Source organism: Sphingomonas sp. EU05-FHT14C10, assembly GCF_058790595.1.
In genome coordinates this window covers 95,438-117,764 of record NZ_JBYTEN010000004.1, presented here as the reverse complement: position 1 = coordinate 117,764, position 22,327 = coordinate 95,438, and the positions used below count along the sequence as shown (strand labels likewise).

Below are 22,327 nucleotides of genomic sequence, written 5' to 3'. Positions count from 1 at the left end.
TTTGCCGCTGCCCGTCAGGCGATTCAGCGTGCGCGTGCGGCGGCGCGGCTGACCGCGATCAGTTCGGCTGCCGCAAGGATCGATCCGGCGGACTGGCTCGACTTGAGCTGGCGGTCGGCATCGAGCAGCCGGCTGTTGAGCCGCGCAAGGCGCGCCGAATCCCACAGGCGAAGCTGGCGCGCGACGGCGGGCTTTTCCTTCCAGAACACGGCCTTGCCAGCTGACGCCATGGCGTCTTCCGCGGTTGCCCCGGCGTCGATCACGCCGCGAAGCTGGATCAGCAGCGACAGGCGGCGCTGGAAGGCGCGCAGCGTCTGCGGATTGAGCGCGCCCGCCGCGTCGAGCCGCTCGATCTCGCGCGCGGCTTCGGCGGGTTGGCCCGACAGCACGGCATCGACAAGATCGGAAAGATCGACCTCGCCCATATCGGCGCCGATCCGGTCAAGCGCCTCATGGCTCGCCTCGCCGGGGCGTTCGGGGGCGGCGTCGAGGAACAGCGCCAGCTTCTCGATCTCGCGCGTCAGCACGGCACGATCGCCCCCGGTTGCATCGACGAGCCGCCGGGCGATATCGGGCGCGATGCGCAGGCCGAGGTCGCGGCCGATCGCCATGGCAAGGCGGTTGGCGTCCTCGCCCTCGGGCGCATAGCTGGCGAAGCAGAGGACGGCCGGGTCAGCCAGCGCGAGCTTCAGGAGTCGCGAGGCGGGTTTGAGCGCGCCGGCAACGGCGACGACCGGATTGCCGGCCGCCTCGGCTTCGAGAAGCGCGGCAACCGCGTCGGTCGCTTCGTCGGCCGTCAGGCGCAGACGGATGAAGCGCGGGCCGCCGAAGAGCGATATCGACGCCGCTTCGTCCGGGAGGCGCGCGGGATCCGAAGCCAGCGTCGCGCCGTCGATCTCTACCTTCTCGGCGTCGGTGCCCATCGCGCGGGAGAGCCTGTCGGCAAGCGCCGCCGATCCCGATTCATCGGGGCCGTGGAGCAGAAAGAGGCGGACGTCGCCGCCGGGCTTGTCGAGCGCACGCTCGATCTGCCCGCGACTGGCCTTCATTTTTCCTGCGTGCGCGAGGCGTAGAGCGCGACGCGCGCGACGATCTGGTCGGCGATGATCTGGGTCAGGTTTTCGAGCGCGGTACTTTCGGCCGCGATCGTCGCATAGCCCGAGTTGACCACGTCGATGCCGGCGTCGGCGCTCGCGGTCGTATCGAGCAATACGGTGCCGGCGTCGGCATCGACCAGCCGATAGCGCGCGCGCAGCGTCCGCCGTTCGCGCGTGATCGCATCGTCGGTTCGCACGCCGAAGCCGCTGATCTGGTCGTCCAGCTCGATCTCGAGCCGGTAGCGCGGCTTGTCCGAGGGCTCGCCGAGCCGGTCGGCGACGGCGTGGCTGACGAGCCAGCCCGCCTTGCCGTCGATAGGCGCGACCGCGACGCCGCCCAGCTCGCGCGCCACCACACCGTTGCCGCCGCCCTGATAGAGGGGGCGAAGGCCGCAGCCTCCGGTCAGCGCGATCAGCGCCGTGGCCGCGGCAAGGGCGATCGCGCGCCTCATGCGACGAGGTTTACCAGCCGGTCGGGGACGACGATCACCTTCCGGGGCGGTTTGCCGTCGAGGATGCGGACGACATTTTCCGATGCCAGCGCCAGCGCCTCGATCGTTTCGCGTGGGCTGCCCTTGGCGACGGTCAGCGTATCGCGCAGCTTGCCGTTGACCTGCACCGCGATCGTCACTTCATCGTCGACGAGCAACGCCGGATCGACCTCTGGCCAGGATGCGTCGGCGACCATGCCGGCTTCGCCGAGCGCGGCCCAGGCTTCTTCCGCCAGATGCGGCGCCATCGGTGCGACGAGGCGGACAAGTGCGCGGATTGCTACACCGCGTGACGCGCTGGGCGCAGCTTTCTCGATTGCGGCAACCAGTTCGTAGAGCTTGGCGACGGCCTTATTGAATGACAGGGCCTCAATATCGTCGGCGATACCGGCAACCGTGCGGTGCAGCTTGCGGTCGAGCGCGGCATCGGCGCCCTCGGCGGGTTCGAGCGTATCGACCAGCCGCCAGACGCGCTGGATAAAGCGCCAGGCGCCTTCGATCCCGGCTTCGGACCATTCGAGGTCGCGTTCCGGCGGACTGTCCGACAGCATGAACCAGCGCACCGCGTCGGCGCCGTAGCGATCGAGAATGGGCGCCGGATCGACGACATTCTTCTTCGACTTGGACATCTTCTCGACGCGGCCGACGGTCGCAGGCCGGCCGGTGTCGGCGACGAAGGGCTTGCCCTCGCGCCATTCAAGTTCCTCGGGCGACAGCCAGTGGACGCGATCGCCCTGTTCCTCGTGGACGAGGAGCGAATATGTCTCGTGCGTCACCATTCCCTGCGTGAACAGGCTGGCGAAGGGCTCTTTGACGTCAAGACGCCCGATGTGCTGAAGCGCGCGCGTCCAGAAGCGGGCATAGAGCAGGTGCAGGATCGCATGCTCGACCCCGCCGATATACTGGCCGACCGGCAGCCAGCGCTCGGCAACCGCCCGGTCGAACGGCTTGTCCTTGGGCTGGCTGGCGAAGCGGATGAAATACCAGGATGAATCGACAAAAGTGTCGAGCGTGTCGGTCTCGCGCCGCGCGGGGCCGCCGCACGAGGGACAGTCGACATGCTTCCAGGTCGGATGGCGATCGAGCGGATTGCCGGGCACGTCGAAGCTGACATCCTCCGGCAGCGTGACGGGCAGCTGGTCCTTGGGCACCGGCACGGGGCCGCACGCCTCGCAATGGATGATCGGGATCGGCGTGCCCCAGTAGCGCTGGCGCGAAACGCCCCAGTCGCGCAGCCGCCACACGGTCTGCCCTTTGCCCCAGCCGCCATCCTCGGCGCGGCGGATGACCTCGCGCTTGGCGTCGGCAACGTCCATCCCGTCGAGGAAATGCGAGTTCACCAGCGTTCCGGGGCCGGTATAGGCCTCGCTGCCGTCGAACGCGGGCGCCGTCTTGTCGCCTTCGGAAACGACGCGACGGATCGGCAGCTGATATTTGGTCGCGAACTCGAAATCGCGCTGGTCGTGCGCGGGCACGCCGAAAACCGCGCCGGTGCCATAGTCCATCAGCACGAAATTGGCGATGTAGACCGGGATCTGCCAGTTGGGGTCAAAGGGATGCGTCGCGGTGAACCCGGTGTTCCAGCCGAGCTTTTCCTGCGTCTCGATTTCCGCTGCGCTGGTGCCGCCGGCCTTGCACTGATCGATGAAGGCCGCGACTTCAGAGTCGACCGCGCCCAGCTGCTGCGCGATCGGATGATCGGCGGCGACCGCGATGAAGCTAGCGCCGAAGATCGTGTCGGGCCGTGTGGTGTAGACGGTCAGCGCCCCGCCGTCCGACAGCGACCAGTCGAACTGCAGGCCTTCGCTCTTGCCGATCCAGTTTTCCTGCATCAGCCGGACCTTGTCGGGCCAATGTTCGAGCGTCTTGAGCCCGCCCAGCAGATCCTCGGCGAAGTCGGTGATCTTCAGGAACCACTGGCTGAGCTTGCGCCGCTCGACCAGCGCGCCCGATCGCCAGCCGCGCCCGTCGATCACCTGCTCATTGGCAAGCACGGTCATGTCGACCGGATCCCAGTTGACCGCCGATTCTTTGCGATAGACGAGGCCGGCTGCGTAGAGATCGAGAAACAGCGCCTGTTCGTGGCCGTAATAGTCCGGCTCGCAGGTCGCCAGCTCGCGGCTCCAGTCGAGCGCGAAGCCCAGCGATTTCAGCTGCGCGCGCATCGTCGCGATATTGGCGCGCGTCCATTCGCCGGGATGGACCTTCTTTTCCATCGCCGCATTTTCGGCGGGCATGCCAAAGGCGTCCCAGCCCATCGGGTGGAGCACTTCGTGCCCCGTCATCCGCCGATAGCGCGCGATAACGTCGCCCATCGTATAGTTGCGGACGTGGCCCATATGGATGCGCCCCGACGGATAGGGGAACATCTCAAGCACATAGCTGCGCGGCTTGTTCGAATCGTCGTCCGCGCGGAAGGTCTGGCCGTCTTCCCACGCCTTTTGCCAGCGCGCGTCGGCGCTGCGCGGATTGAAGCGCGATGCCATCGCCGGGGCCGCTCCCTCAGCCCTTGGTGATGGAATTGCGCCGCAGGTCGCGGGCGCGGGTGAGGATGATGTTCTCCAGCTTCTGCACCGTCGCGGCCTGAACCGGCGCATCGACCCACTGGCCGTTCTGGAGCACCTGGCGGAGCGCCGCGACCTTGACCGCGTCGGCGCGCAGATCCTGGTCGAGGATGGTCACCGTGACCTTCATCCGCTCGGTCGGCGTGTTGGGGTTGATATACCAGTCAGTCACGATCACGCCGCCGTTCGAGTCCGTCTGGACGAGCGGCATGAACGACAGCGTGTCGAGCGAAGCGCGCCACAGATAGGAATTGACGCCGATCTGCGTGATGCGCGCGGCGGCGAGATCAGCCTTGGGCCGTTCCTTGTGTCCGCAGCCGGCGAGGCTGACGGCGATCAGGGCGAAACCGATGGTACGGAAAGGGACGGCCATGCTATTCCTCTGGACGCGCGAAACTTAGGGTTGAAGGCCGCTTATAGGCTCTCGCGCGGGCCCCGCAAGGCGCTGCCGCGAGGGTTGCGCCGGCCCGTCATTGTGGACCCTGTGCAACAGGTCGGGGAAAAGCGACTCCGGCGGTGGCGAGGGCTTTGTGATTCGTGATAGGCGCGAATCGAATATTATTCGGTCAATGCGGGATTTTTCCGGGGATGACGAGTCGGGCGATAAGGATGGGATGGTTGGGGGCGGCGACGGCCGTGCTCGGCCTTGCCCTGTCGCCCGCGTTCGGCGCCCAGAATATCGAGGGAAAGCTCGCCGAAAAGCGCGCCAGCCTCGCCGCACATAGCGGGCTTGGTACTTTCACGCCCGCGGGCGCCAATCCGCAGTTGGCGGCGAGCTTCGCCCGTGCGGGCTTGCCCGGCGGCCTCGGTTTCCGCTTCACGCCTTCCGCGACGGTAGTCAGCGGCAAGCGATCGGTAACGGTCGCGGTGCGCGCTATGTCGACGGGGATGCGTCAGCAGTCCGAACGCGTCGCCGCCGTCGCGCCGGCGCTCAATCCTGGCGTTGCGCCGGTCGCCTATAATCTGGGCGTTGCGGTCGGCTGGAAGCGCTTCGCGCTCTCGGGCGACGTCGCCAAGGTCGATATGGGCGTGTTGCCGGGCAGCCGCGAGCGGCTCGATGTGGGCGTGAGCTACAACGCGCCGCGCTTCAGTACTCGCCTGCAGCTCGGCAAGGAGAATCCGGTCGGCGATCAGCCGCGCTTCGTCGGCGACGACGAGCGCGTCTCGGTCGATCTGGCGAGCAGCTATTCGCTTACTCGCCGCCTCGATGTGACGGCGGGTGTGCGCTATCAGTCGCAGCGTGATCGTCTGCAGCTTTCGACTGATGCCAGGCGCGACAGCCAGGCCGTCTATATCGGCACCGCCTTCAAATTCTGATCCGGCGCCCAGGCGTCGATTCCCGCCCAGCCATGAATGCCCAGCCGCATCAGTGGACGCGCGCGGCGGTGCCCCATGCCGCCCAATGCAATCAGCGGCACGCCAAGTCCCCGGATCATCAATCCCAGCCTGACGACGCCCAGCGCCGGTGCGCCGGGGTGTGAGCGCGTGGCGAAGACCGGTGAGACGAACAGCGCATCGGCCCCGGCGCGGACCGCCGCCAGCGCCTCGCGCCGCGAATGGGCAGGCGCTGTGCGCAGCTTCGCCTGTCGGTGGCGCGCGCCATGAACGCCGACAAGGGGCGAAACCCGCCAGGGCCGCGCCACCACCAATATCAGGCGCCGCCGGCGCGCGACGCGTTCGATACGCGCAAACAACGCCTTACGTTCGGCCAGAGGCAGCGAATAATAGCGGAAAACGACGCCCGCGCCGTACGGCAGCCGCGCCAGCGCCGGCCAGAGCGCATCGCCCAGCCGTTCGTCGGTCATCAGCCAGAGGCGTGGGATAGGCTGGCGGAGACGCATCACCATTCCTATAGCACCGCCATGATCGCAGACGACCCCATCCAGCGGCTCGCCGAAGTCGAGGCGCGCATCGCCAAATCGCTCCGCATCGCTGGCCGCCCCAAGGGCGCCGCGAAGCTCATTGCCGTATCCAAGACGCACCCTGCAGACGCCGTCCGCCCGCTGATCGCGGCGGGCCAGCGCCGCTTCGGCGAGAATCGCGTGCAGGAAGCAGAGGCGAAGTGGCCGGCACTGCGCGAGGAGACGCCGGATATCGAGCTTCATCTCGTCGGCCAGCTCCAGTCGAACAAGGCCGATGATGCAGTTGCCTTGTTCGATGCGATCCATTCGGTCGATCGCTCATCGCTGGTCGCGGCGCTCGCCAAGGCGATGGACAAGGCCGGACGCCGTCCGGATTGCTTCATCCAGGTCAATATCGGCGCCGAACCGCAAAAGGGCGGTTGTGCGATCGCCGATCTGCCGGCCTTGCTGGCCGAGGCTCGCACGGCGGCACTGCCCATCGTCGGGCTGATGTGCGTGCCGCCCGAGGGCGTCGAATCCGCGCCCCATTTCGCACTGCTCGCGAAGCTGGCGCGCGAGGAGGGGCTTGCCGGGTTGTCGATGGGCATGTCGGGCGATTACGAAACGGCGGTGACGATCGGCGCGACGCATGTCCGCGTCGGCACCGCCCTATTCGGGGTACGCTGATGCGGTACGAGCGGGATCCCGAACGTGCACCGGCCAGCGAGCGCCGCTTCGATGCGCTGATCCTCGACTTCGACGGCGTGATCGTCGAGAGCGAATATGAGGGCAATCGCCATCTCGCCGAGCTGCTGACCGAACTCGGCCATCCGACCGACGTCGAAACCTCGATGGCCCGCTTCATGGGACTGAGCGGCGCGTCCTTTCATCAGGCGATCGAGACGTGGATCGGCGGCCCCATTCCGGCACGCTTCCACGAATTACGCGCGGCCGAGGATGCGCGCGTGCTGGCCGAAGGCGTGCCGCCCGTTGCCGGCGCGGTTGCCGCCGTCGAAGGCTTCGACCCCGCATTGCCCCGCGCCATCGCGTCGTCGAGTTCTTCGGTGTGGATCAAGGCGCATCTCGATCATGTCGGGTTGCGTCGCCATTTCGACGATGCGCTGATCTTCAGCGGGCGCGAACATGTGCGCCACGGCAAGCCCGCACCAGACATCTATATCCACGCAGCAGCGGCGCTTGGCGTGTCGATCGAACGCGCGCTGATCGTCGAGGATTCGCCGGTAGGCGTGACGGGCGCGGTCGCATCGGGTGCGACGGTGGTCGGCCTCACCGCCGGGCGTCACTGCGCGCCCGGACATGGCGCGATATTGAAGCGCCTCGGCGCACACCACATTGCGTCGAGCTGGACCGAGGTATCGGCGCTGCTCGGAGTCTGAGCCAAGCCTACAGGATCAGACTCTAAAGCTGGTGCCCAGTCCGGTCGCGCTTGGTCGCGAGATATTTCTCGTTGAAGGGATTGGACGGCAGCTTGTGGGGAACGCGCTCGACGACGGTCACGCCGTGCGCCTCGAGCCCCGCCACCTTGTTGGGATTGTTGGTGAGCAACCGCACCTTGGCGACGCCGAGCAGGTCGAGCATCCGCGCCGCGACCGAGAAATCGCGCACGTCGACCGCGAAGCCGAGGCGGACATTGGCGTCGACCGTATCGAATCCTTGATCCTGCAAGCTGTAGGCACGCAGCTTGTTGACCAGCCCAATGCCGCGTCCTTCCTGGCGCAGATAGAGGAGGATGCCCCAGCGGGCGTCGGCGATCGCGTGGAGCGCGGCGTGAAGCTGGGGCCCGCAGTCGCATTTGAGACTGCCCAGCACGTCGCCGGTCAAGCATTCGCTGTGGAGTCGGACGAGCGGCGGGTTGCCGTCGGGCTGGCCGATGATGAGCGCAACATGCTCGTCGGCTGTCTCGGCGCTGCGGAAGGCGACGATCTCGGCCGTCTCGTTCGCCTCGACAGGAAGGCGCGCGCGCGCCGCGACCACCAGCCGGGCTGAGGAATCGTAGGCGGCGATGTCGGCGGGCGTGATCGCGGTATCCTCGTCGTCGGCCGCGCGAACGAAGAAGGCAGGGAGCAGGCCGGCGAGGCGCGCCAGTTCGAGCGCCGCCGCCGCCGCGTCGGTAGCGCCGACCGGAACCGCGCGGAATGGACCCTTGAAGGGCGTCGCGAGGTCGAGCGCAGGGTCGGCGATCGCGGTCGCCATCGCCATGTCGATCCATGGCGTCCGCTCGATCCGCGTGGCGGCGCCCGCGACGGCATCGCGCTGGTTGGCGAGCTTGAGCGTCGCGGCGCGCGAGGTCGACAGCAATATGTCCGCGCTAGCGGCGGGATCGAACGCCGCGAGGCGCGGCGCATCGGCCGTCTCGATGGCGAGCAGCGCCAGCGCGCCGTCGGACCCGGCGATGCGGACTTCCCAGCCCCGGCGAAGTGCGTCGACGGCGCGGGCGGCAGCGCGGGGATCAGTCAAAAGGCGAACTCGGTAATGAGCGGTATGTGGTCGGATGGCTTGCCCCAGTCGCGGCATTCCTCATGCACGCGGTGGGCGACAGCCTGTTTCGCAAGCTCGGGGCTGGCCCACATATGGTCGAGCCGGCGGCCGCGATCGGATGCCGCCCAATCCTTCGCACGATAGCTCCACCAGGTGTAGAGCCGCTCGGGCGCGGGCACGAAGCGGCGGCCGAGATCCACCCAGTCGTGCGCGGCCTGCAGGCGGGCCAGCGTCTCGACCTCGATCGGCGTATGGCTGACGACGTCGAGCAGCTGCTTGTGGCTCCACACGTCCGATTCGAGCGGCGCGATATTGAAATCGCCGACCAGCAGGGTGGGCGTCTTCAGCGTCGCTGACCAGTCGATCATCCGCGCGAGGAAATCGAGTTTCTGGCCGAATTTGGGGTTGAGGTCGCGATCGGGAATATCGCCGCCGGCAGGCACATAGACATTTTCGAGACGCAGTCCGTTGGCGAGGCGGACGCCGACATGCCGCGCCTCGCCATTGGCTTGCCAGTCTAGTCGGTCATCTTCGGCCAGCGGCACGCGGCTGACGATCGCCACGCCGTGATGCATGCGCTGGCCATGCAATATCTGATGCTTGTAGCCGAGGCGGTGGAAGGCGGCGGCGGGGAAAATCTCGTCCACCACCTTGGTTTCCTGCAGGCAGAGGATGTCAGGCGTCTGTTCGGTCAGGAAGCGTTCGACGATGTCGATCCGCGCACGCACCGAATTGATGTTCCACGATGCGATCTTCAATGTGTCGGCCATGGCTAGCATCTAGACGGGGATTTGCTCTGGTGGAAGCGGGCCTGCGCCGCGTCGTTGCGGCATCGCCGCAACCGCAAAAAAGGAAAGGCCCCCGCTCCGGGGGCATGGAACGGGGGCCAACCTAGCGTTCGTCACGCTGGCGGGACGAGGTCCTTTGGGGAGGGGCAACAGGGGGGAAACCCGTCCCGCTGACTTTTCGTCCGCACCGTCTGTCTAGGCGACGCTACCTGTCGCCAACATGAACGACATCGTCAGCGACCGCGCGTCTGCGGGCGCGGATCGCGCCAGCGGAACGTTCCGTCGTCCACCGGGGCGTTATAGCGCTGCTCGTTGAGGCGGATCTGCGTCCGGTTGTTCTGTGCATCGAGCGCGGTCCAGCCGGTCAGCGTCAGCCCCGCCGGCCCGTCGCCGCGCGCGAAGGCCAGCGTGATCGTGCCGAATTCGGGATGTTTGGGGTCGCGCGCCTGCACGAGGATGAGGCGCGGATCGGGCGAATCGATGATCCTCGCGATCTGCGACAGATCCTTGCGCGGATCGAGGATGAACGAGAGCGGCGAATTGCCGATCGGCCAGCGCGACACCTGCTTCACCGAATAATCGATGAAGGTCAGCGCCTTGCCGTCGCCGACGATGAGCAGCGGCACGCCTTCCTGATATTGGAAGCGCACCTTGCCCGGGCGCTTGAGGGTGATCGTGCCGCCCACGACCTTGCCGTTGCGGTCGGTCTGCGTGAAGCGCGCGGTCATCGTATCGATGCCCGCCATGAAGCTTTTGACCTGCGCGAAATCATCGGCGGGCGCGGTGCTTTGCGCGGCCAGCGGCGCAGCAACGGCGGCCAGCGCGATCGGCGAAAGCGCAAGGATAAGGGGCAGGCGAACTTTCATTCATTCACTCCGGTGAGACACGAGGCCTTTCGTTCAACCGGGTTGAACGCGCACTGAACCCGAATGGGTTCCCGATCAGAGAGGATGACCGTCGCGGTCGATCAGGACGTCGCGGCGGCCGACATGATCAGGCGGGCTTACCTTTCCCTCCTGCTCCATGCGCTCGATCAGGCGCGCCGCGCTGTTATAGCCGACGCGAAGCTGGCGCTGGACATAGCTGGTCGAGGCCTTCTGGCTTTCGGCAACGATCTGGAGCGCGCGGCGGTAAAGCTGCTCTTCGGGGCTGTCGTCGCCCTGCGGCGCGCCTTCCAGCTCGAAGCCGCCATCCTCGGGCTCCTCGGTGACGGCCTGGATATAGTCGGGCTTGCCCTGCGCGCGCCAATGATCGGCGACGGCGCGGACTTCCTCGTCCGAAACGAACGGCCCGTGGACGCGGACGACCTGCTTGCCGCCGGGCATGTAGAGCATGTCGCCCTTGCCCAGCAGCTGCTCGGCGCCCTGCTCGCCCAGGATGGTGCGCGAATCGATCTTGCTGGTGACCTGGAAGCTGATGCGCGTCGGCAGGTTCGCCTTGATCACGCCGGTGATGACGTCGACCGAGGGGCGCTGCGTCGCCATGATCAGGTGGATGCCCGCCGCGCGCGCCTTCTGCGCCAGGCGCTGGATCAGGAACTCCACTTCCTTGCCCGCAGTCATCATCAGGTCGGCAAGCTCGTCGACGACGACGACGATCTGGGGCAGCGGCTCGTAGCTGAGCTGCTCTTCCTCATAGATGGGCTGGCCGGTTTCGGCATCATAGCCCGTCTGCACGCGGCGGCCGAGCGGCTGGCCCTTGGCCTTGGCGGCGCGCACCTTCTCGTTGAACGAGGCGAGGCTGCGCACGCTGACCGAAGCCATCATGCGATAGCGCTCCTCCATCTGCTCGACTGCCCATTTGAGCGCGCGGATCGCCTTGGGCGGATCGGTGACGACGGGGGCGAGCAGATGCGGGATGTCGTCATAGGTGCTGAGTTCCAGCATCTTGGGATCGATCATGATCATCCGGCACTGCTCGGGGGTCAGCCGGTAGAGCAGCGACAGGATCATCGCGTTGAGGCCGACCGATTTGCCCGATCCGGTGGTGCCGGCAACGAGCAGGTGCGGCATTGGCGCGAGATCGGCGATCACCGGATCGCCGCCGATATTCTTGCCCAGCACCAGCGGCAGCGAGCCTGACTGCGCTTCGAAGGCCGGGCTGGAGATGAGTTCGTGGAGCACGACCGATTCGCGCTTCTGGTTGGGCAGTTCGATGCCGATGACGGTGCGCCCCGGGATGGTCGCGACGCGCGCGGAGATCGCGCTCATGTTGCGCGCGATATCGTCGGCCAGCGCGATCACCCGGCTGGCCTTGATCCCCGATGCCGGTTCCAGCTCGTACATGGTGACGACCGGGCCGGGGCGAACCTCCACGATCTCGCCTTTCACATGGAAATCGTCGAGCACCGATTCGAGCAGGCGGGCGTTGCGCTCCAGCCCGGCCTTGTCGATCGTGCCGCCGGTCGAAGGCGGGGCGGGGGCAAGCAGCGACAGCTTGGGAAGCTGGAAGCGGTCCTTGAGATCGAAGGATGTCTGGACCGGCGCCTGCTTCTTCGCGTTGTCGGCCGGCTTGCTCTCGGGCACCGAAATGACGGGCGGCGGTCGGCGGTCGGGCTCGGCGGTGGGGCGCGGTTCGGGCGGGCGCGCAGTCTTCGCCTTGCGCGAAAGCGCGACCGGCCGCTCCGCGACATCGTCCTCGTCGTCCTCATAATCGAATTCGTCATCGTCGCGCGCGCGGCGGCGGAACAGCCAGCCGCGCTCGACTTCGTCGAGCTCGAGGCTCTTCGCCCAGATCACCGCGCCGCCAAGCCCGATCAGGATGCCGCTGCCCAGCGAGGTCCAGAAGCGGGCTTGCTCGGGAAGGAAGGCGATCAGTGCATCGGCTGCCATCGAACCCGAAAGCCCGATCGCGCCGCCAAGCCCCGCCGGCAAGCCGCCGATCGCGCCGCCCTTGGCCATGGCGAGCGCGATGCCCAGCATCGCGATGCCGATCAGCGCCTGCGGGATCGTCCGTTTCCAGCGCCCCGGATCGCGATCATGCCACAGGCGAAGCGCGATGAAGACCATCAGCGGGAGGATCAGTGCGATCACCGGCCCGAAGATCCAGAGCAGCCCGTCCGCCACCCAGGCGCCAGGGGTGCCGATGAAATTCTTCGCCGGCCCTTCGGCGGCGGTGTTCATCGAAGGATCGCTGGGATGGTAGGAAACCAGCGCAAGCGCGAGCAGCAGCGCGAGGATGAGGATCGCGACGCCGCCGAACAGCGCGCCGCTGCGCGCGGCGCCCCGCCGCATCGCTTCCCGCCAGCCCGGGCTCTGCGTCGCCATTGCGCGGCTCCCCATGTTCGTCATCCAAGTCTATGTGCTGAGCGTCTGTGCGCTTAATGTTCCGCCCTGGGCCACAATGCAGCCCGAGCGGACTCCGCGTCAAGCGGGCTTCCGCGCGGGCCGTCGCGGGTCTAGGACGGATGCCATGCAGAATGAGCTCGAAGCGGACGTCATCATCCTGGGCGGGGGGCTGGTCGGCCTTACGCTCGCGCTTGCCCTTGATGCGCACGGTCTGTCGAGCGTGGTCGTCGACCCCGCCGATCCCGATGCGATCCTTGCTCCGGGCTTCGACGGGCGCGCCTCGGCGATCGCCAGCGCGAGTTGGAAGATGCTCGATGCGATCGGCATCGGCGCGCGACTGGCGGGCAAGGGTTGCGAGATCCGCGACATCCACGTGACCGATGGGCTGGCGCCGGGGCGGCTCGCCTTTGAATCGGCGGCGGACGAAGGCCCGCTGGGCTATATGTTCGAGAACCGGCATGTCCGGCAGGCGCTCCACGCTGCGGCGGCCGAGAGCGCGAATGTCGCTCTGCTGATGAAGACGCGCGCGATCGAGACGCATCGCGACGCGCATGGCGTCACCGCCATTCTGTCCGACGGACGCACGACAAAGGCCGCTCTGCTCGTCGCGGCGGAGGGGCGCCAGTCGCCGACGCGCGAGGCGGCGGGGATCAAGGTCGCGCGCTGGCAATATGATCATGTCGCGATCGTCGGTGCGCTCGAGCATGAAAAGCCGCACGGCAACATCGCCTATGAGATCTTCTATCCCGAGGGTCCGTTCGCGCTGCTGCCCATGCCGCCGGGCAATCGCTCGGCGATCGTCTGGTCGGTGTCGCGCGAGCATGCCCCGGCGATGATGAAATTGGGCGAACGCGCCTTCGTGGCCGAGGCCGAGAAGAAGATGGGCGGCCTGCTCGGCAAGCTGAAGTCGATCGCGCCGCGCAGCGGCTTTCCGCTCGGCTTCCACCACGCATCGCAGCTGACCGCCGAGCGGCTCGTGCTGGTCGGCGATGCCGGGCATGGCATCCATCCGATCGCGGGGCAGGGGCTCAACCTCGGGTTGCGCGACGTTGCGGCGCTTGCCGAAGTGCTCGTCGATGGCAGCCGGCTCGGGCTCGATCTCGGCGACACCCAGCTTCTCGATCGCTACGCGCGCTGGCGCGGGCTCGACACTTTGATGGTCGCGGGCGCGACCGACGCCTTCACGCGGCTGTTCGGCGTGCAGGGCAAGGCGGCCTCGGCCGCGCGGCGCTTCGGCCTCGGCGTGGTCCAGCGCACGCCGCCGCTCAAGCGCTTCTTCATGCAGGAAGCGCGCGGCGAAACGGGGGCGCTGCCTCACCTGCTGCAGGGCGAGCTGGTTTAATCCGTGAGCCTGCGCGCTTCTTCGACCAGTAGCACCGGCACGCCGTCGCGGATCGGATAAGCAAGCCCGGCGGCCGTCGAGACCAGTTCGTTCGCCGCTTCGTCGTAGATCAACGGCGTCCGCGTCACCGGGCAGACGAGAATCGCCAGCAGATCGGGGTCGATGCTCATTGCAGCGTCACGTCCGCGCGGCCGTCGCCATGATGGCGGCCAAAGAACTGCATGAGCTGGACGAGCAGGTCGGCGCGATCGTTGAGCCCATCGGCCTCGAGCAGCGCCTGCTTGGCCGCAACGTCGAACGGCGCGATCTGCGCGATCCCGTTGACCAGCGATTCGTCGTCGAGCCGCGCGACCGCATCCCAGTCGACGGCATAGCCCTGCGTATCGGCGAAGCGCTTCGATTCGGTCTCCAGCGCGGCTCGGCGCACCACCGCCAGTGCGGGCTCGTCGGCGGGCGTCTCGATCTCCGCCTCGATCTGGCGAAAGGGCGTCGAGACATCGAGCTCGCCGACCATGCGGAAACGCGCCAGCCCTTCGAGCACGATATTGTAGCGCCCGTCATCGAGCGCCTCGACCTCCGAAATCCGGCCGACGCAGCCGATCGCGAACAGTTCTGGCGGATCGCCGGCGGACGGGCGCGGCTGGATCATGCCGATCCGCCGGTCGCGCGCCATCGCGTCGCTGACGAGGGCGCGATAGCGCGGTTCGAAGACGTGGAGCGGCAAGTGCATCCGCGGGAAGAGCAGCGCGCCGCCCAGCGGAAAGATCGACAGCCGCGACGGGCGGTCGGCCATCAGGTGAACAGGATGGCGGACAGGCGGCGACGCTGCGCCGAAACCCAGGGATCCTCCAGACCGACCACTTCCATCAGCTTGAGCAGTCGCTGGCGCGCCGCGCCGTCGTTCCACGTCCGGTCCGTGGCGATGCTGGCGAGCAGCGAATCGGCGGCGCCGTCGCGGTCGCCGGCGGCCATCAGCGCGCCGGCCAGCTCATATTGCAGCGCGAGATCGTCGGGCGCAGCGGCGGCACGCTGCTTGAGATCGCCAAGATCGTCGGCCGGGGTCGCCTCGCGGGCCAGCGCGATCGCAGACAGCGCACGCTCGATTGCCGGGTCCTTCGCCGCCTCGGGAGGCAGCGAATCAATCAGCGCCTGTGCTTCGTCGGTGCGGCCGAGCGCGGCATAGGCGCGTGCAAGGCCCGAGATCGCGTCGGCTTCCACAGGCGCCATTTCCAGTATCTGCGAAAAGACGCTGGCCGCGCGCTCATTGTCGCCGCTCGCCAGAACCTCCTCGCCCATCGCGAGCAGCGGGGCGAGATCGGCCTCGCGCTGCTGTGCCGCACCCTGCACCGGCAGCTGGCGGAGAAGCTGGTCGAGCATCTGGCCGATCTGGCCCTCGGTCCGCGCGTTGGTGAGATCGGCGACCAGCTGGCCCTGGAAAACCGCATAGACGGTGGGGATCGACTGGACGCGGAACTGCGCGGCGACCAGCTTCTGCGCATCGACGTCGATCTTGCGCAGCAGGACGCCCTTGTCGGCATAGGCCGCCGCGACCTTTTCGAGCACGGGACCCAGCTGTTTGCACGGCCCGCACCATTCGGCCCAGAAATCGAGAATGACGAGCGATTCCATCGACGGATCGATGACATCGCGCTTGAAGGTTTCGATTTCCTCGCGCTCGGCGGCGCTCAATCCCAGGGTTGCCACTTTGTCGCTCCAGTTGCTTGGCCGCCCTTATGTGGGGCGAAGCCCCGCGCTGCCAAGCCCCGGCGCGGGATTCGCGCATGTCGGGGCGGCGATTGGCGAAAAGTCGCAGGAGGGGGCTTGCGCCACCCGATCCCCCACGCTATCAGCCGCGCCTCACCCGCCCCCTCCCTTGGGGGCAAACGCCGAGCGGGCGTAGCTCAGGGGTAGAGCACGACCTTGCCAAGGTCGGGGTCGAGGGTTCGAATCCCTTCGCCCGCTCCAGTTTTCCGAAAATCGATATCGAACCTCAGTTCGTCGGCGCAGCGCGCGGCGGCTCGGGGAGCAGCGGCGGCGGTCCGGCCAGCTTGGGCTCGACGATCGCACTCGTCTCGAGCACGTCCAGCGCCTGGCGCGTCGCGATGTAGCGGCGTGCGGCCTGCATCCAGCCATCGGCCTTTTCGCGGCCCGGCATGCGCGCGACTTCGGCGAGCGCGGCATCGACGCGCCCGGCCTCAAGCATCCGCCGTGCGCGGCGCAGCCGCTCGCTGGGCAGCGGCGAGGGGCTGCCGGCCTTGCGGATGACGGCCAGCCCCGACAGTTCGCGCTTGAAGGATGACCACCAGCCGCTGCTGCTCGTCGTGTCGGCGGCGAGCGACGGGCCGAGATCGTCGAGGCTCAGCTCCAGATCCTCGATGGTCAGCGGATCGCGCGACGCGGCGATCACCGTCGCCACCGCCTGCGGCTGGGTGGCGCCGAAGCGCGCGCGTAGCTGCGCCTCGATATAGCCGAGCCCCAGTCCGCGTTCGATCGCGCGCCGCGCCGCGAAGGCGATCAGCAGCCCTTCGGCCCGTGATGCGTCGCCCGAGGCAAGCTGCGCGCGTTCGCTGACATGCGCGATTCGCGATTCGAGATCCGCGACGCGCGTGTCGAGCGCGGATACGGTCTGCGGATCGGCGGTCACGCGCGGCAAGGCGGCCGGCGCGGCGAGCATCGGCGCGGGTGTCGCGACGGGGGCGGGGGCAGGCGATGCGCCGACGACGCCAAGCGTCTTCGCCGCGCGGTCCGAATGCGAGAGCAGCCAGGCCATCAGGCCAAGCCCGATGAGGAAAGCCACGAGGATCGCGATCAGCGGGCCGCGCCAGCTTCGCATCCGGGCGGCATCGCCCGGGGTCGGATCAATTTCGCCCGTCATCATTGCATCCACTCATCGCATGGCCGCCTTCACTGGCACAAGCCCGCCGCAGCCGCCAGCAAAGCCGCATCATCGGGCGTCACCGCGACCGCGCGGGCGGCCCAGCCTTCGCCCGCCGCCTCGGCTGTCGCCGCGCTGATCGCCGCGATCCTCACGTCGCGGTGCGCAGGGGCCAGCCCGGCGAAAATTCGCGCGGCGCGCGGCGAATGGAGCAGCGCGACATGCCCGGCGGCATCGGCGAAGCCGGGGGGCGGATCGACGATATTCGCCCGATAGACCTCGATCGCATCGATCTGCAGGGTGCCCGGATCGAAGTCGCGGCGATCGGCCCCGCAGGGATGGAGGATGCGCCGCCGGCCGTCACCGGCCATCATCGCGGTCAGCCCCTGCGCGTCGCCCGGTCCGATCCGCGCATCGGCCAGCCCCACCTCCGCCAGCGCCTCCGCGGTTCGCTCACCGACGGCGTAGAGCGGCAGTCGGGCATAGAGAGGCAAGGCCGCCCCCGCCATGCGCGCGGCATTGGCGCTGGTGATCATCAGCGCATCATATCGGTCGGGATCGGGCGGCGCCCAATCGACCGCCCCAATCGTGAACAACGACCTGATCTCCGCTTTCAGACCCAGCCGCGCGGCGGCGCGCGCCGTTTCCGACGCGCCGGGTTCGGGCCGGAGGATCAGCAGCGAACGGTTCATCCCGTGAACAGCGCGCGGACCGGTTTGGGCGATTGCTCGAGCAGGCGCCGCGCGAGAATCGCCGCTTCGCCACCGTGGAGAATGAGCGTCTCGTCCTTCACGCTGCTCGATCCGTCGGGCGCATAGACCGCGCCGCGAAGATGGATGCCCTTCGCGCCCGATGTCGCGAGCGCGGCGATCGGCGAGTGGCAATCGCCGCCCAGTGCGAGGAGAAGCGCGCGTTCGGCGCGGACGCAGGCGCTGGTCGGCGCATGGTCGATCGCGCGCAGCCATTCGATCATGCGATCGTCCAGCGCGCGCGCCTCGATGCCCACCGCGCCCTGCGCGGGGGCGGGCAGCATCGTGCCGATCTCGATTGCGGTGCCGATGTCGGCGCGTCCCAGCCGATCGAGCCCGGCGGCGGCAAGCAATGTCGCCTCGGCCTCGCCCAGATCGAGCCGCGTGAGCCGCGTATCGACATTGCCGCGAAAGGGCACGATCGACAGGTCGGGCCGCAGGTTGAGCAACTGCGCGGCACGGCGCGGCGAACTGGTGCCGACGCGCGCGCCCTCGGGCAGCACCGCGATCGATTCGGCGCCGATCAGCCGGTCGCGCACGTCCGCGCGCGGCAGCATCGCGACGATCGCGATCTCGGCCGGGCGGATCGTCTCGACATCCTTCATCGAGTGGACCGCGAAATCGATCTCCTTGGCGAGCAGCGCGCGATCGAGCTCCTTGGTCCACAGCGCCTTGCCGCCGACCTCGGCCAGCGGACGATCCTGGATGCGGTCGCCGCTCGTGCGGATCGGCACGATCTCGATATCCTCGGCGGCGATGCCGTGCGCCTCGCCCAGCGCGCGGACGACCATATGCGCCTGAGTGAGCGCCAGCGGAGAGCCGCGCGTGCCGAGCCTGACGGGTGTCTTCATGTCGCATTGCCCTTATCGCCGCGCGGCCGCTTTGTGAAATAGCCGATGAGCGACTATCTGCGCGGCATGGCGATCATTCTTGGACTCGAATCGAGCTGCGACGAGACGGCGGCGGCGCTCGTCACCACCGATCGGCAGGTGCTGGCGCACCGGCTGGCGGGGCAGGAGGCGCATCATCGCCCCTATGGTGGCGTGGTGCCCGAGATCGCGGCGCGCGCGCATGTCGAGATATTGGCGCCGCTGGTCGAACAGGCGCTGGGTGATGCGGGGCTGAGGCTCGTCGATGTTGACGCCATAGCGGCAACCGCAGGGCCGGGGCTGATCGGCGGCGTGATGGTCGGGCTGGTCACCGGCAAGGCGCTGGCGCATGCGGCGGGCAAGCCACTGGTCGCGGTCAATCATCTCGAGGGTCATGCGCTGTCGCCGCGCCTCGCCGATCCCGCGCTGCGCTTTCCCTATCTGCTGCTGCTCGTCTCGGGCGGCCATTGCCAGCTGCTCTTCGTCGAAGGCGCGGGGCGTTACCGCCGGCTGGCGACGACGATCGACGATGCCGCGGGCGAGGCGTTCGACAAGACGGCCAAGCTGCTGGGGCTTGGCTTTCCGGGCGGCCCGGCGGTGGAGAAGGTGGCGGCGCTGGGCGACCCCAAGGCGATCCGCTTCCCGCGCCCGCTGCTCGGCACGCGCGAACCCCATTTCTCCTTCGCGGGGCTGAAGAGCGCGGTGCTGCGCGCGCGCGACGCCGGCGTGCACAGCGCCGAGGATATCGCCGCCAGCTTCCAGGCGGCCGTGATCGATTGTCTCGTCGATCGCACGAAAAGGGCGATCGCCCGCGCGCATGGCGCGACCGCGCTGGTCGTCGCGGGCGGCGTCGCGGCAAACACGCCGATCCGCAGCGCGTTGGAGGCGCTGGCGCACAGGCACGATCTGCCCTTCGTCGCGCCGCCGCTCTGGCTGTGCACCGATAATGCGGCGATGATTGGTTGGGCGGGCGCGGAACGTTTCGCGGCCGGCCATAGCGACGGGCTCGATACGCCGGCGCGCGCGCGCTGGCCGCTCGATCCCGATGCGGAGGCAGTGCGCGGCGCGGGGGTGAAGGCATGACGATCGGCGTGGTTGGGGCGGGCGCATGGGGCACGGCGCTGGCGCAGGTGATGGCCGGCGACGGCAGCGACGTGCTGATCTGGGCGCGCGAGCCCGAAGTCGTCGAAGCCGTCAACCGCGACCAGGTCAACAGCCTGTTCCTGCCCGATCGACCATTGTCGCCCGGGATTCGCGCGACGGGCGAGCTGAGCGATCTCAATGGTTGCGAAGCCCTGCTCGTCGTCGTCCCCGCGCAGCATCTGCGGACCGTGCTTTCGGGCCTGACGCCGGGGACGGCGCCGCTCGTGCTCTGCTCCAAGGGCATCGAGGCGGGATCGATGATGCTCCTGAGCGAAGTCGCGGCGGCGCTTCATCCGCAGGCGACTGTGGCCGCGCTTTCGGGCCCGACCTTCGCGTTCGAGGTCGCGGGCGGCTTGCCCACCGCCGTCACGCTCGCGGCCGAGAAAGACCATGTCGCGGCGACGCTCGCGACGCGCTTCGCGCGGCCGACCTTCCGCCCCTATGCCTCGACCGATCTGGTCGGCGCGGAGATTGGCGGTGCGGTCAAGAATGTCCTCGCCATCGCTTGTGGTGTCGTCGAAGGGCTGCGCCTCGGCCAGAATGCGCGCGCGGCGCTGATCAGCAGGGGCTTTGCCGAAATGACGCGCTTCGGGATGGCGCGCGGCGCGCGGGCGGAGACGCTGGCGGGGCTTTCGGGGCTGGGCGATCTCGTGCTCACCTGCTCGTCGACCAGTTCGCGCAACTTCTCGTTGGGCAAGGGGCTGGGCGAGGGGCAGAGCGCCGCCGCGCTGCTCGCCGACCGGCGCACCGTGGCCGAAGGCGCCTTCACCGCGCCCGTGCTGCGCGAAGCGGCGCGCGCCGTGGGGGTCGAGATGCCCGTCGTCGACGCGGTCTGCGCCTTGCTCGATGGCCATATCGATGCGCCGCGCGTGGCAGAGGCCTTGTTGTCGCGTCCGCTGCGCGTCGAGGGCTGAGGCTCAGCGCCCCAGCGCGCGAGCGATCAGTGCGTTGCAGTCGGCATCGGTCGCCAGCGGCGCCTGCTTGCCGGTGATCGCCTTGCCCAGCATACGCAGCAGCGTCTTTTCCCGCTTCACCTTGGGCGGCGGGAAGACGGCAGGATTCTTGATCGTCCCGCCGAAAGGCAGCGGCTTGTCGTAACGCAGCAGGCTCTTCTTCTTGGGTGCGCCGATTGCGCTGCCGTCGAGCTTCTCGCTCGCGAGGCTGATCGTCCCGCTGATCGTCGCCTGCGATCGTGTCGTGTCGATGATCAGCGGATTGAGCCGGCCGAGCCCGCCCGTCACGTCAAGCCGCAGCACCAGGCAGCGCAGCCCGGCCTCCTTGTCTTTCTTCGCGATCAGCCCGCGCGCAATGTCCATGCCGATGAACGAGGCAAGCCGCGCGGGCAGCTCTCCGTCGCGCGCGGTGATCGCGACCATCCCGCTCGAATCGCCGATCGCGGCGCGCAGCCGTGTGCCCCGCCCCGTGAGCCGCGCGCGCGCCTCGAGCTTGCCCGAAAAGTCGCTTTCGCCGGCCAGGCTGGCAAGCGTCGCATCGTGCATGGCGAGGTCGAGGCGCATCACCGGCGGATCGCTCTTGCGCTGATCGACGGTCATCCCGCCGATCAGCCGCCCGCGCGGCATGGTCAGCGTCAGCGGCGCGACGGTCAGCAGCCCGTGGTCGAGCGCGATCCGCGCCTTGAGCGAGACGAAGGGCGTCGGCTGCGCCCACAGCAGCTTCGCCACGCTGAAATCGATATGCCCGTCGGTGTGCATCATGCGCTTGAGGTCGATCGCGGTGTCGGGGATCAGCCTTGGCCCCATCTTGCGTCGCCGTGCCGCGCCGATCGCGCGACCCTCGGCATTGGCGAGATCGTCGAAATCGAAGCGTTGCGATGTCGCGCTGCCCTCGATGATGCTGCGTCCGTCGCGCTTTTTCACCGTCACCTGCCCGCGCAGGTCGGATCGGCCGACCGTTCCGGCCAGATTGGTGACCGTCCAGTCGCGCCCGTCATGCCGCGCATCGGCGGAAAGCTTCACCGGCTGCGTCCCCGGCAACCCCGCCTCGATGATCGCATCGAGATATTTGAGGTCCTGTCCGCTCGCGGCGACATGGACGTTCATGTGCGCGGCGTCGAAGGGGGCGTCCATGACACCCGCGGCGCGCATCGCCAGCGCATCGCCCTTGATCGTCGCGGCGAAAGGCCAGGCTGCCGCCGGGCCGCCTTTCAGCGGCGCGCCGGCGACGCCGATCCGCACCGGCGCGCCCAGCACCGCGCCCGTTCCGCCAAGCAGGAAGCCGCGCTTGTCGAAGCGCGCCTGCGCGTTGAACCGTCGGTCGCGCTTCGCATCGGCATAGCTGATCGTCGCATTGCTGATGCTCACCGTTTCCAGCCGCAGCGGCGGGCCGGGCTTCGCGTCGGGCTTGCGCTCGCGCTGCCAATTCTCGCGCCCGCCGGCGTCGCGGATGAGGTTGAGCGCCAGCCCGTCGACCGCGATCTCGCTCGGCTCGACGCGCTTGTCGATCAGGGGCAGCAGCGGCAGGCGGATGGTGATCGTCCGGGCTTCGATCAGCGTGCCTGGTCCTGCCCAGCCGGGCTGCGCGATCGAAAGGTCGCGGATCGCGATGCGCGGGGTCAGCGTGAAATGGTCGATCCGTTCGATCGCGCCGATCCGGGCCGGGGCGCCGATCGAGTCGGACAGCGCCTTTTCGACGCGGGGCTTGAGCCAGCCGATCGGCGCGAGCGCCGCCGCCAGCAGCGCCGCGAGCAGGATCAGCGCGATCCCGCCGACACTCCACAGTGCAAGTCTCAATGGCTTCAAGCGGTCGGCCCCCTCTCGCCCGC

At 68.3% G+C, this 22,327-nt stretch carries 22 protein-coding genes and 1 tRNA gene; 7 read left to right on the top strand and 16 right to left on the bottom strand.

Annotation, left to right across the window (positions count from 1 at the left end):
• Window positions 1–23: 23 nt before the first annotated feature.
• From holA to AC3WT0_RS06520, 4 genes are read right to left on the bottom strand one after another with little or no spacing between them, the layout of a single operon-like run.
• Window positions 24–1,049, bottom strand: coding sequence for a DNA polymerase III subunit delta (holA, locus tag AC3WT0_RS06535; RefSeq protein WP_492752351.1), 1,026 nt, complete (start codon window positions 1,047–1,049; stop codon window positions 24–26).
• Window positions 1,046–1,549, bottom strand: coding sequence for an LPS assembly lipoprotein LptE (gene lptE / locus AC3WT0_RS06530; RefSeq protein WP_492752349.1), 504 nt, complete (start codon window positions 1,547–1,549; stop codon window positions 1,046–1,048). The genes holA and lptE overlap by 4 nt, the downstream gene beginning before the upstream one ends.
• Window positions 1,546–4,074, bottom strand: a complete 2,529-nt coding sequence (leuS, locus tag AC3WT0_RS06525) for a leucine--tRNA ligase (protein WP_492752348.1) — start codon at window positions 4,072–4,074, stop codon at window positions 1,546–1,548. The genes lptE and leuS overlap by 4 nt, the downstream gene beginning before the upstream one ends.
• Before the next feature lie 16 nt (window positions 4,075–4,090).
• A complete protein-coding gene (locus AC3WT0_RS06520; protein ID WP_492752347.1) occupies window positions 4,091–4,525 on the bottom strand; it encodes a DUF3576 domain-containing protein in 435 nt (144 codons plus the stop codon).
• Window positions 4,526–4,761: 236 nt separating this feature from the next.
• On the opposite strand from AC3WT0_RS06520, the gene AC3WT0_RS06515 reads away from it, so the two are divergent.
• Complete coding sequence (locus AC3WT0_RS06515) at window positions 4,762–5,469, top strand: hypothetical protein (RefSeq protein ID WP_492752345.1); 708 nt, start codon at window positions 4,762–4,764, stop codon at window positions 5,467–5,469.
• Here the strand turns inward: AC3WT0_RS06515 and AC3WT0_RS06510 are convergent.
• Window positions 5,442–5,993: a thiamine phosphate synthase gene (locus AC3WT0_RS06510; RefSeq protein WP_492752344.1), complete on the bottom strand. Its 552-nt coding sequence runs from the start codon at window positions 5,991–5,993 to the stop codon at window positions 5,442–5,444. The two genes, AC3WT0_RS06515 and AC3WT0_RS06510, sit on opposite strands and share 28 nt — an antisense overlap.
• A gap of 21 nt (window positions 5,994–6,014) precedes the next feature.
• On the opposite strand from AC3WT0_RS06510, the gene AC3WT0_RS06505 reads away from it, so the two are divergent.
• Window positions 6,015–6,680: a YggS family pyridoxal phosphate-dependent enzyme gene (locus AC3WT0_RS06505; RefSeq protein WP_492752342.1), complete on the top strand. Its 666-nt coding sequence runs from the start codon at window positions 6,015–6,017 to the stop codon at window positions 6,678–6,680.
• Window positions 6,680–7,390 carry an HAD family hydrolase gene (locus AC3WT0_RS06500; protein ID WP_492752341.1) on the top strand — a complete coding sequence of 237 codons (711 nt, stop codon included), beginning with the start codon at window positions 6,680–6,682 and terminating at the stop codon, window positions 7,388–7,390. Before AC3WT0_RS06505 ends, AC3WT0_RS06500 begins: the two co-directional genes overlap by 1 nt.
• 22 nt (window positions 7,391–7,412) lie before the next feature.
• On the opposite strand, the gene ribA is transcribed toward AC3WT0_RS06500, so the two are convergent.
• The 4 genes from ribA to AC3WT0_RS06480 form a co-directional block, all read right to left on the bottom strand.
• On the bottom strand, window positions 7,413–8,471 hold the full coding sequence (ribA, locus tag AC3WT0_RS06495; protein ID WP_492752340.1) for a GTP cyclohydrolase II: 1,059 nt from the start codon (window positions 8,469–8,471) through the stop codon (window positions 7,413–7,415).
• Window positions 8,468–9,262 (bottom strand): exodeoxyribonuclease III, encoded by a 795-nt coding sequence (locus AC3WT0_RS06490; protein ID WP_492752339.1) that lies wholly within the window; start codon window positions 9,260–9,262, stop codon window positions 8,468–8,470. Before AC3WT0_RS06490 ends, ribA begins: the two co-directional genes overlap by 4 nt.
• 251 nt (window positions 9,263–9,513) lie before the next feature.
• Window positions 9,514–10,146 (bottom strand): LolA family protein, encoded by a 633-nt coding sequence (locus tag AC3WT0_RS06485; protein ID WP_492752338.1) that lies wholly within the window; start codon window positions 10,144–10,146, stop codon window positions 9,514–9,516.
• A gap of 75 nt (window positions 10,147–10,221) precedes the next feature.
• Window positions 10,222–12,561 carry an FtsK/SpoIIIE family DNA translocase gene (locus AC3WT0_RS06480; RefSeq protein ID WP_492752337.1) on the bottom strand — a complete coding sequence of 780 codons (2,340 nt, stop codon included), beginning with the start codon at window positions 12,559–12,561 and terminating at the stop codon, window positions 10,222–10,224.
• A gap of 130 nt (window positions 12,562–12,691) precedes the next feature.
• On the opposite strand from AC3WT0_RS06480, the gene AC3WT0_RS06475 reads away from it, so the two are divergent.
• Window positions 12,692–13,909 (top strand): FAD-dependent monooxygenase, encoded by a 1,218-nt coding sequence (locus tag AC3WT0_RS06475; RefSeq protein ID WP_492752336.1) that lies wholly within the window; start codon window positions 12,692–12,694, stop codon window positions 13,907–13,909.
• Here the strand turns inward: AC3WT0_RS06475 and AC3WT0_RS06470 are convergent.
• From AC3WT0_RS06470 to AC3WT0_RS06460, 3 genes are read right to left on the bottom strand one after another with little or no spacing between them, the layout of a single operon-like run.
• The gene (locus AC3WT0_RS06470) at window positions 13,906–14,079 is read right to left on the bottom strand and encodes a Trm112 family protein (RefSeq protein ID WP_492752335.1); all 174 of its coding nucleotides are present in this window, start codon (window positions 14,077–14,079) and stop codon (window positions 13,906–13,908) included. The two genes, AC3WT0_RS06475 and AC3WT0_RS06470, sit on opposite strands and share 4 nt — an antisense overlap.
• Window positions 14,076–14,702 carry an LON peptidase substrate-binding domain-containing protein gene (locus AC3WT0_RS06465; protein ID WP_492752334.1) on the bottom strand — a complete coding sequence of 209 codons (627 nt, stop codon included), beginning with the start codon at window positions 14,700–14,702 and terminating at the stop codon, window positions 14,076–14,078. Before AC3WT0_RS06465 ends, AC3WT0_RS06470 begins: the two co-directional genes overlap by 4 nt.
• Window positions 14,702–15,598: a tetratricopeptide repeat protein gene (locus tag AC3WT0_RS06460; RefSeq protein WP_492752558.1), complete on the bottom strand. Its 897-nt coding sequence runs from the start codon at window positions 15,596–15,598 to the stop codon at window positions 14,702–14,704. Before AC3WT0_RS06460 ends, AC3WT0_RS06465 begins: the two co-directional genes overlap by 1 nt.
• Before the next feature lie 201 nt (window positions 15,599–15,799).
• Here AC3WT0_RS06460 and AC3WT0_RS06455 point away from each other — a divergent pair.
• A tRNA-Gly gene (locus tag AC3WT0_RS06455) sits at window positions 15,800–15,874 on the top strand.
• A 25-nt stretch (window positions 15,875–15,899) separates the two neighbouring features.
• Here AC3WT0_RS06455 and AC3WT0_RS06450 read toward each other — a convergent pair.
• The 3 genes from AC3WT0_RS06450 to hemC are packed head-to-tail and all read right to left on the bottom strand — an operon-like array spanning window position 15,900 to window position 18,384.
• On the bottom strand, window positions 15,900–16,784 hold the full coding sequence (locus tag AC3WT0_RS06450; protein ID WP_492752333.1) for a hypothetical protein: 885 nt from the start codon (window positions 16,782–16,784) through the stop codon (window positions 15,900–15,902).
• A 29-nt stretch (window positions 16,785–16,813) separates the two neighbouring features.
• Complete coding sequence (locus AC3WT0_RS06445) at window positions 16,814–17,476, bottom strand: uroporphyrinogen-III synthase (protein ID WP_492752332.1); 663 nt, start codon at window positions 17,474–17,476, stop codon at window positions 16,814–16,816.
• The gene (hemC, locus tag AC3WT0_RS06440) at window positions 17,473–18,384 is read right to left on the bottom strand and encodes a hydroxymethylbilane synthase (RefSeq protein ID WP_492752331.1); all 912 of its coding nucleotides are present in this window, start codon (window positions 18,382–18,384) and stop codon (window positions 17,473–17,475) included. Before hemC ends, AC3WT0_RS06445 begins: the two co-directional genes overlap by 4 nt.
• A 66-nt stretch (window positions 18,385–18,450) precedes the next feature.
• Here hemC and tsaD point away from each other — a divergent pair, with 66 nt between their 5' ends.
• The gene (gene tsaD / locus AC3WT0_RS06435; RefSeq protein WP_492752554.1) at window positions 18,451–19,485 is read left to right on the top strand and encodes a tRNA (adenosine(37)-N6)-threonylcarbamoyltransferase complex transferase subunit TsaD; all 1,035 of its coding nucleotides are present in this window, start codon (window positions 18,451–18,453) and stop codon (window positions 19,483–19,485) included.
• Window positions 19,482–20,459 carry an NAD(P)H-dependent glycerol-3-phosphate dehydrogenase gene (locus AC3WT0_RS06430; RefSeq protein ID WP_492752330.1) on the top strand — a complete coding sequence of 326 codons (978 nt, stop codon included), beginning with the start codon at window positions 19,482–19,484 and terminating at the stop codon, window positions 20,457–20,459. Before tsaD ends, AC3WT0_RS06430 begins: the two co-directional genes overlap by 4 nt.
• 3 nt (window positions 20,460–20,462) lie before the next feature.
• Here AC3WT0_RS06430 and AC3WT0_RS06425 read toward each other — a convergent pair whose 3' ends face one another.
• Window positions 20,463–22,304 (bottom strand): AsmA family protein, encoded by a 1,842-nt coding sequence (locus tag AC3WT0_RS06425; RefSeq protein ID WP_492752329.1) that lies wholly within the window; start codon window positions 22,302–22,304, stop codon window positions 20,463–20,465.
• Window positions 22,305–22,327: the final 23 nt, after the last annotated feature.

Bases quoted from the DNA above. Each gene is read 5' to 3' on its own strand.
- AC3WT0_RS06450 (WP_492752333.1), bottom strand. From the start codon at position 16,784: ATGACGGGCGAAATTGATCCGACCCCGGGCGATGCCGCCCGGATGCGA.
- AC3WT0_RS06475 (WP_492752336.1), top strand. From the start codon at position 12,692: ATGCAGAATGAGCTCGAAGCGGACGTCATCATCCTGGGCGGGGGGCTG.
- AC3WT0_RS06470 (WP_492752335.1), bottom strand. From the start codon at position 14,079: ATGAGCATCGACCCCGATCTGCTGGCGATTCTCGTCTGCCCGGTGACG.
- AC3WT0_RS06430 (WP_492752330.1), top strand. From the start codon at position 19,482: ATGACGATCGGCGTGGTTGGGGCGGGCGCATGGGGCACGGCGCTGGCG.
- AC3WT0_RS06490 (WP_492752339.1), bottom strand. From the start codon at position 9,262: ATGGCCGACACATTGAAGATCGCATCGTGGAACATCAATTCGGTGCGT.
- AC3WT0_RS06480 (WP_492752337.1), bottom strand. From the start codon at position 12,561: ATGGGGAGCCGCGCAATGGCGACGCAGAGCCCGGGCTGGCGGGAAGCG.
- hemC (WP_492752331.1), bottom strand. From the start codon at position 18,384: ATGAAGACACCCGTCAGGCTCGGCACGCGCGGCTCTCCGCTGGCGCTC.
- AC3WT0_RS06515 (WP_492752345.1), top strand. From the start codon at position 4,762: ATGGGATGGTTGGGGGCGGCGACGGCCGTGCTCGGCCTTGCCCTGTCG.
- AC3WT0_RS06485 (WP_492752338.1), bottom strand. From the start codon at position 10,146: ATGAAAGTTCGCCTGCCCCTTATCCTTGCGCTTTCGCCGATCGCGCTG.
- holA (WP_492752351.1), bottom strand. From the start codon at position 1,049: ATGAAGGCCAGTCGCGGGCAGATCGAGCGTGCGCTCGACAAGCCCGGC.
- tsaD (WP_492752554.1), top strand. From the start codon at position 18,451: ATGGCGATCATTCTTGGACTCGAATCGAGCTGCGACGAGACGGCGGCG.
- lptE (WP_492752349.1), bottom strand. From the start codon at position 1,549: ATGAGGCGCGCGATCGCCCTTGCCGCGGCCACGGCGCTGATCGCGCTG.
- AC3WT0_RS06465 (WP_492752334.1), bottom strand. From the start codon at position 14,702: ATGGCCGACCGCCCGTCGCGGCTGTCGATCTTTCCGCTGGGCGGCGCG.
- AC3WT0_RS06500 (WP_492752341.1), top strand. From the start codon at position 6,680: ATGCGGTACGAGCGGGATCCCGAACGTGCACCGGCCAGCGAGCGCCGC.
- leuS (WP_492752348.1), bottom strand. From the start codon at position 4,074: ATGGCATCGCGCTTCAATCCGCGCAGCGCCGACGCGCGCTGGCAAAAG.
- AC3WT0_RS06510 (WP_492752344.1), bottom strand. From the start codon at position 5,993: ATGCGTCTCCGCCAGCCTATCCCACGCCTCTGGCTGATGACCGACGAA.
- AC3WT0_RS06520 (WP_492752347.1), bottom strand. From the start codon at position 4,525: ATGGCCGTCCCTTTCCGTACCATCGGTTTCGCCCTGATCGCCGTCAGC.
- AC3WT0_RS06505 (WP_492752342.1), top strand. From the start codon at position 6,015: ATGATCGCAGACGACCCCATCCAGCGGCTCGCCGAAGTCGAGGCGCGC.
- AC3WT0_RS06445 (WP_492752332.1), bottom strand. From the start codon at position 17,476: ATGAACCGTTCGCTGCTGATCCTCCGGCCCGAACCCGGCGCGTCGGAA.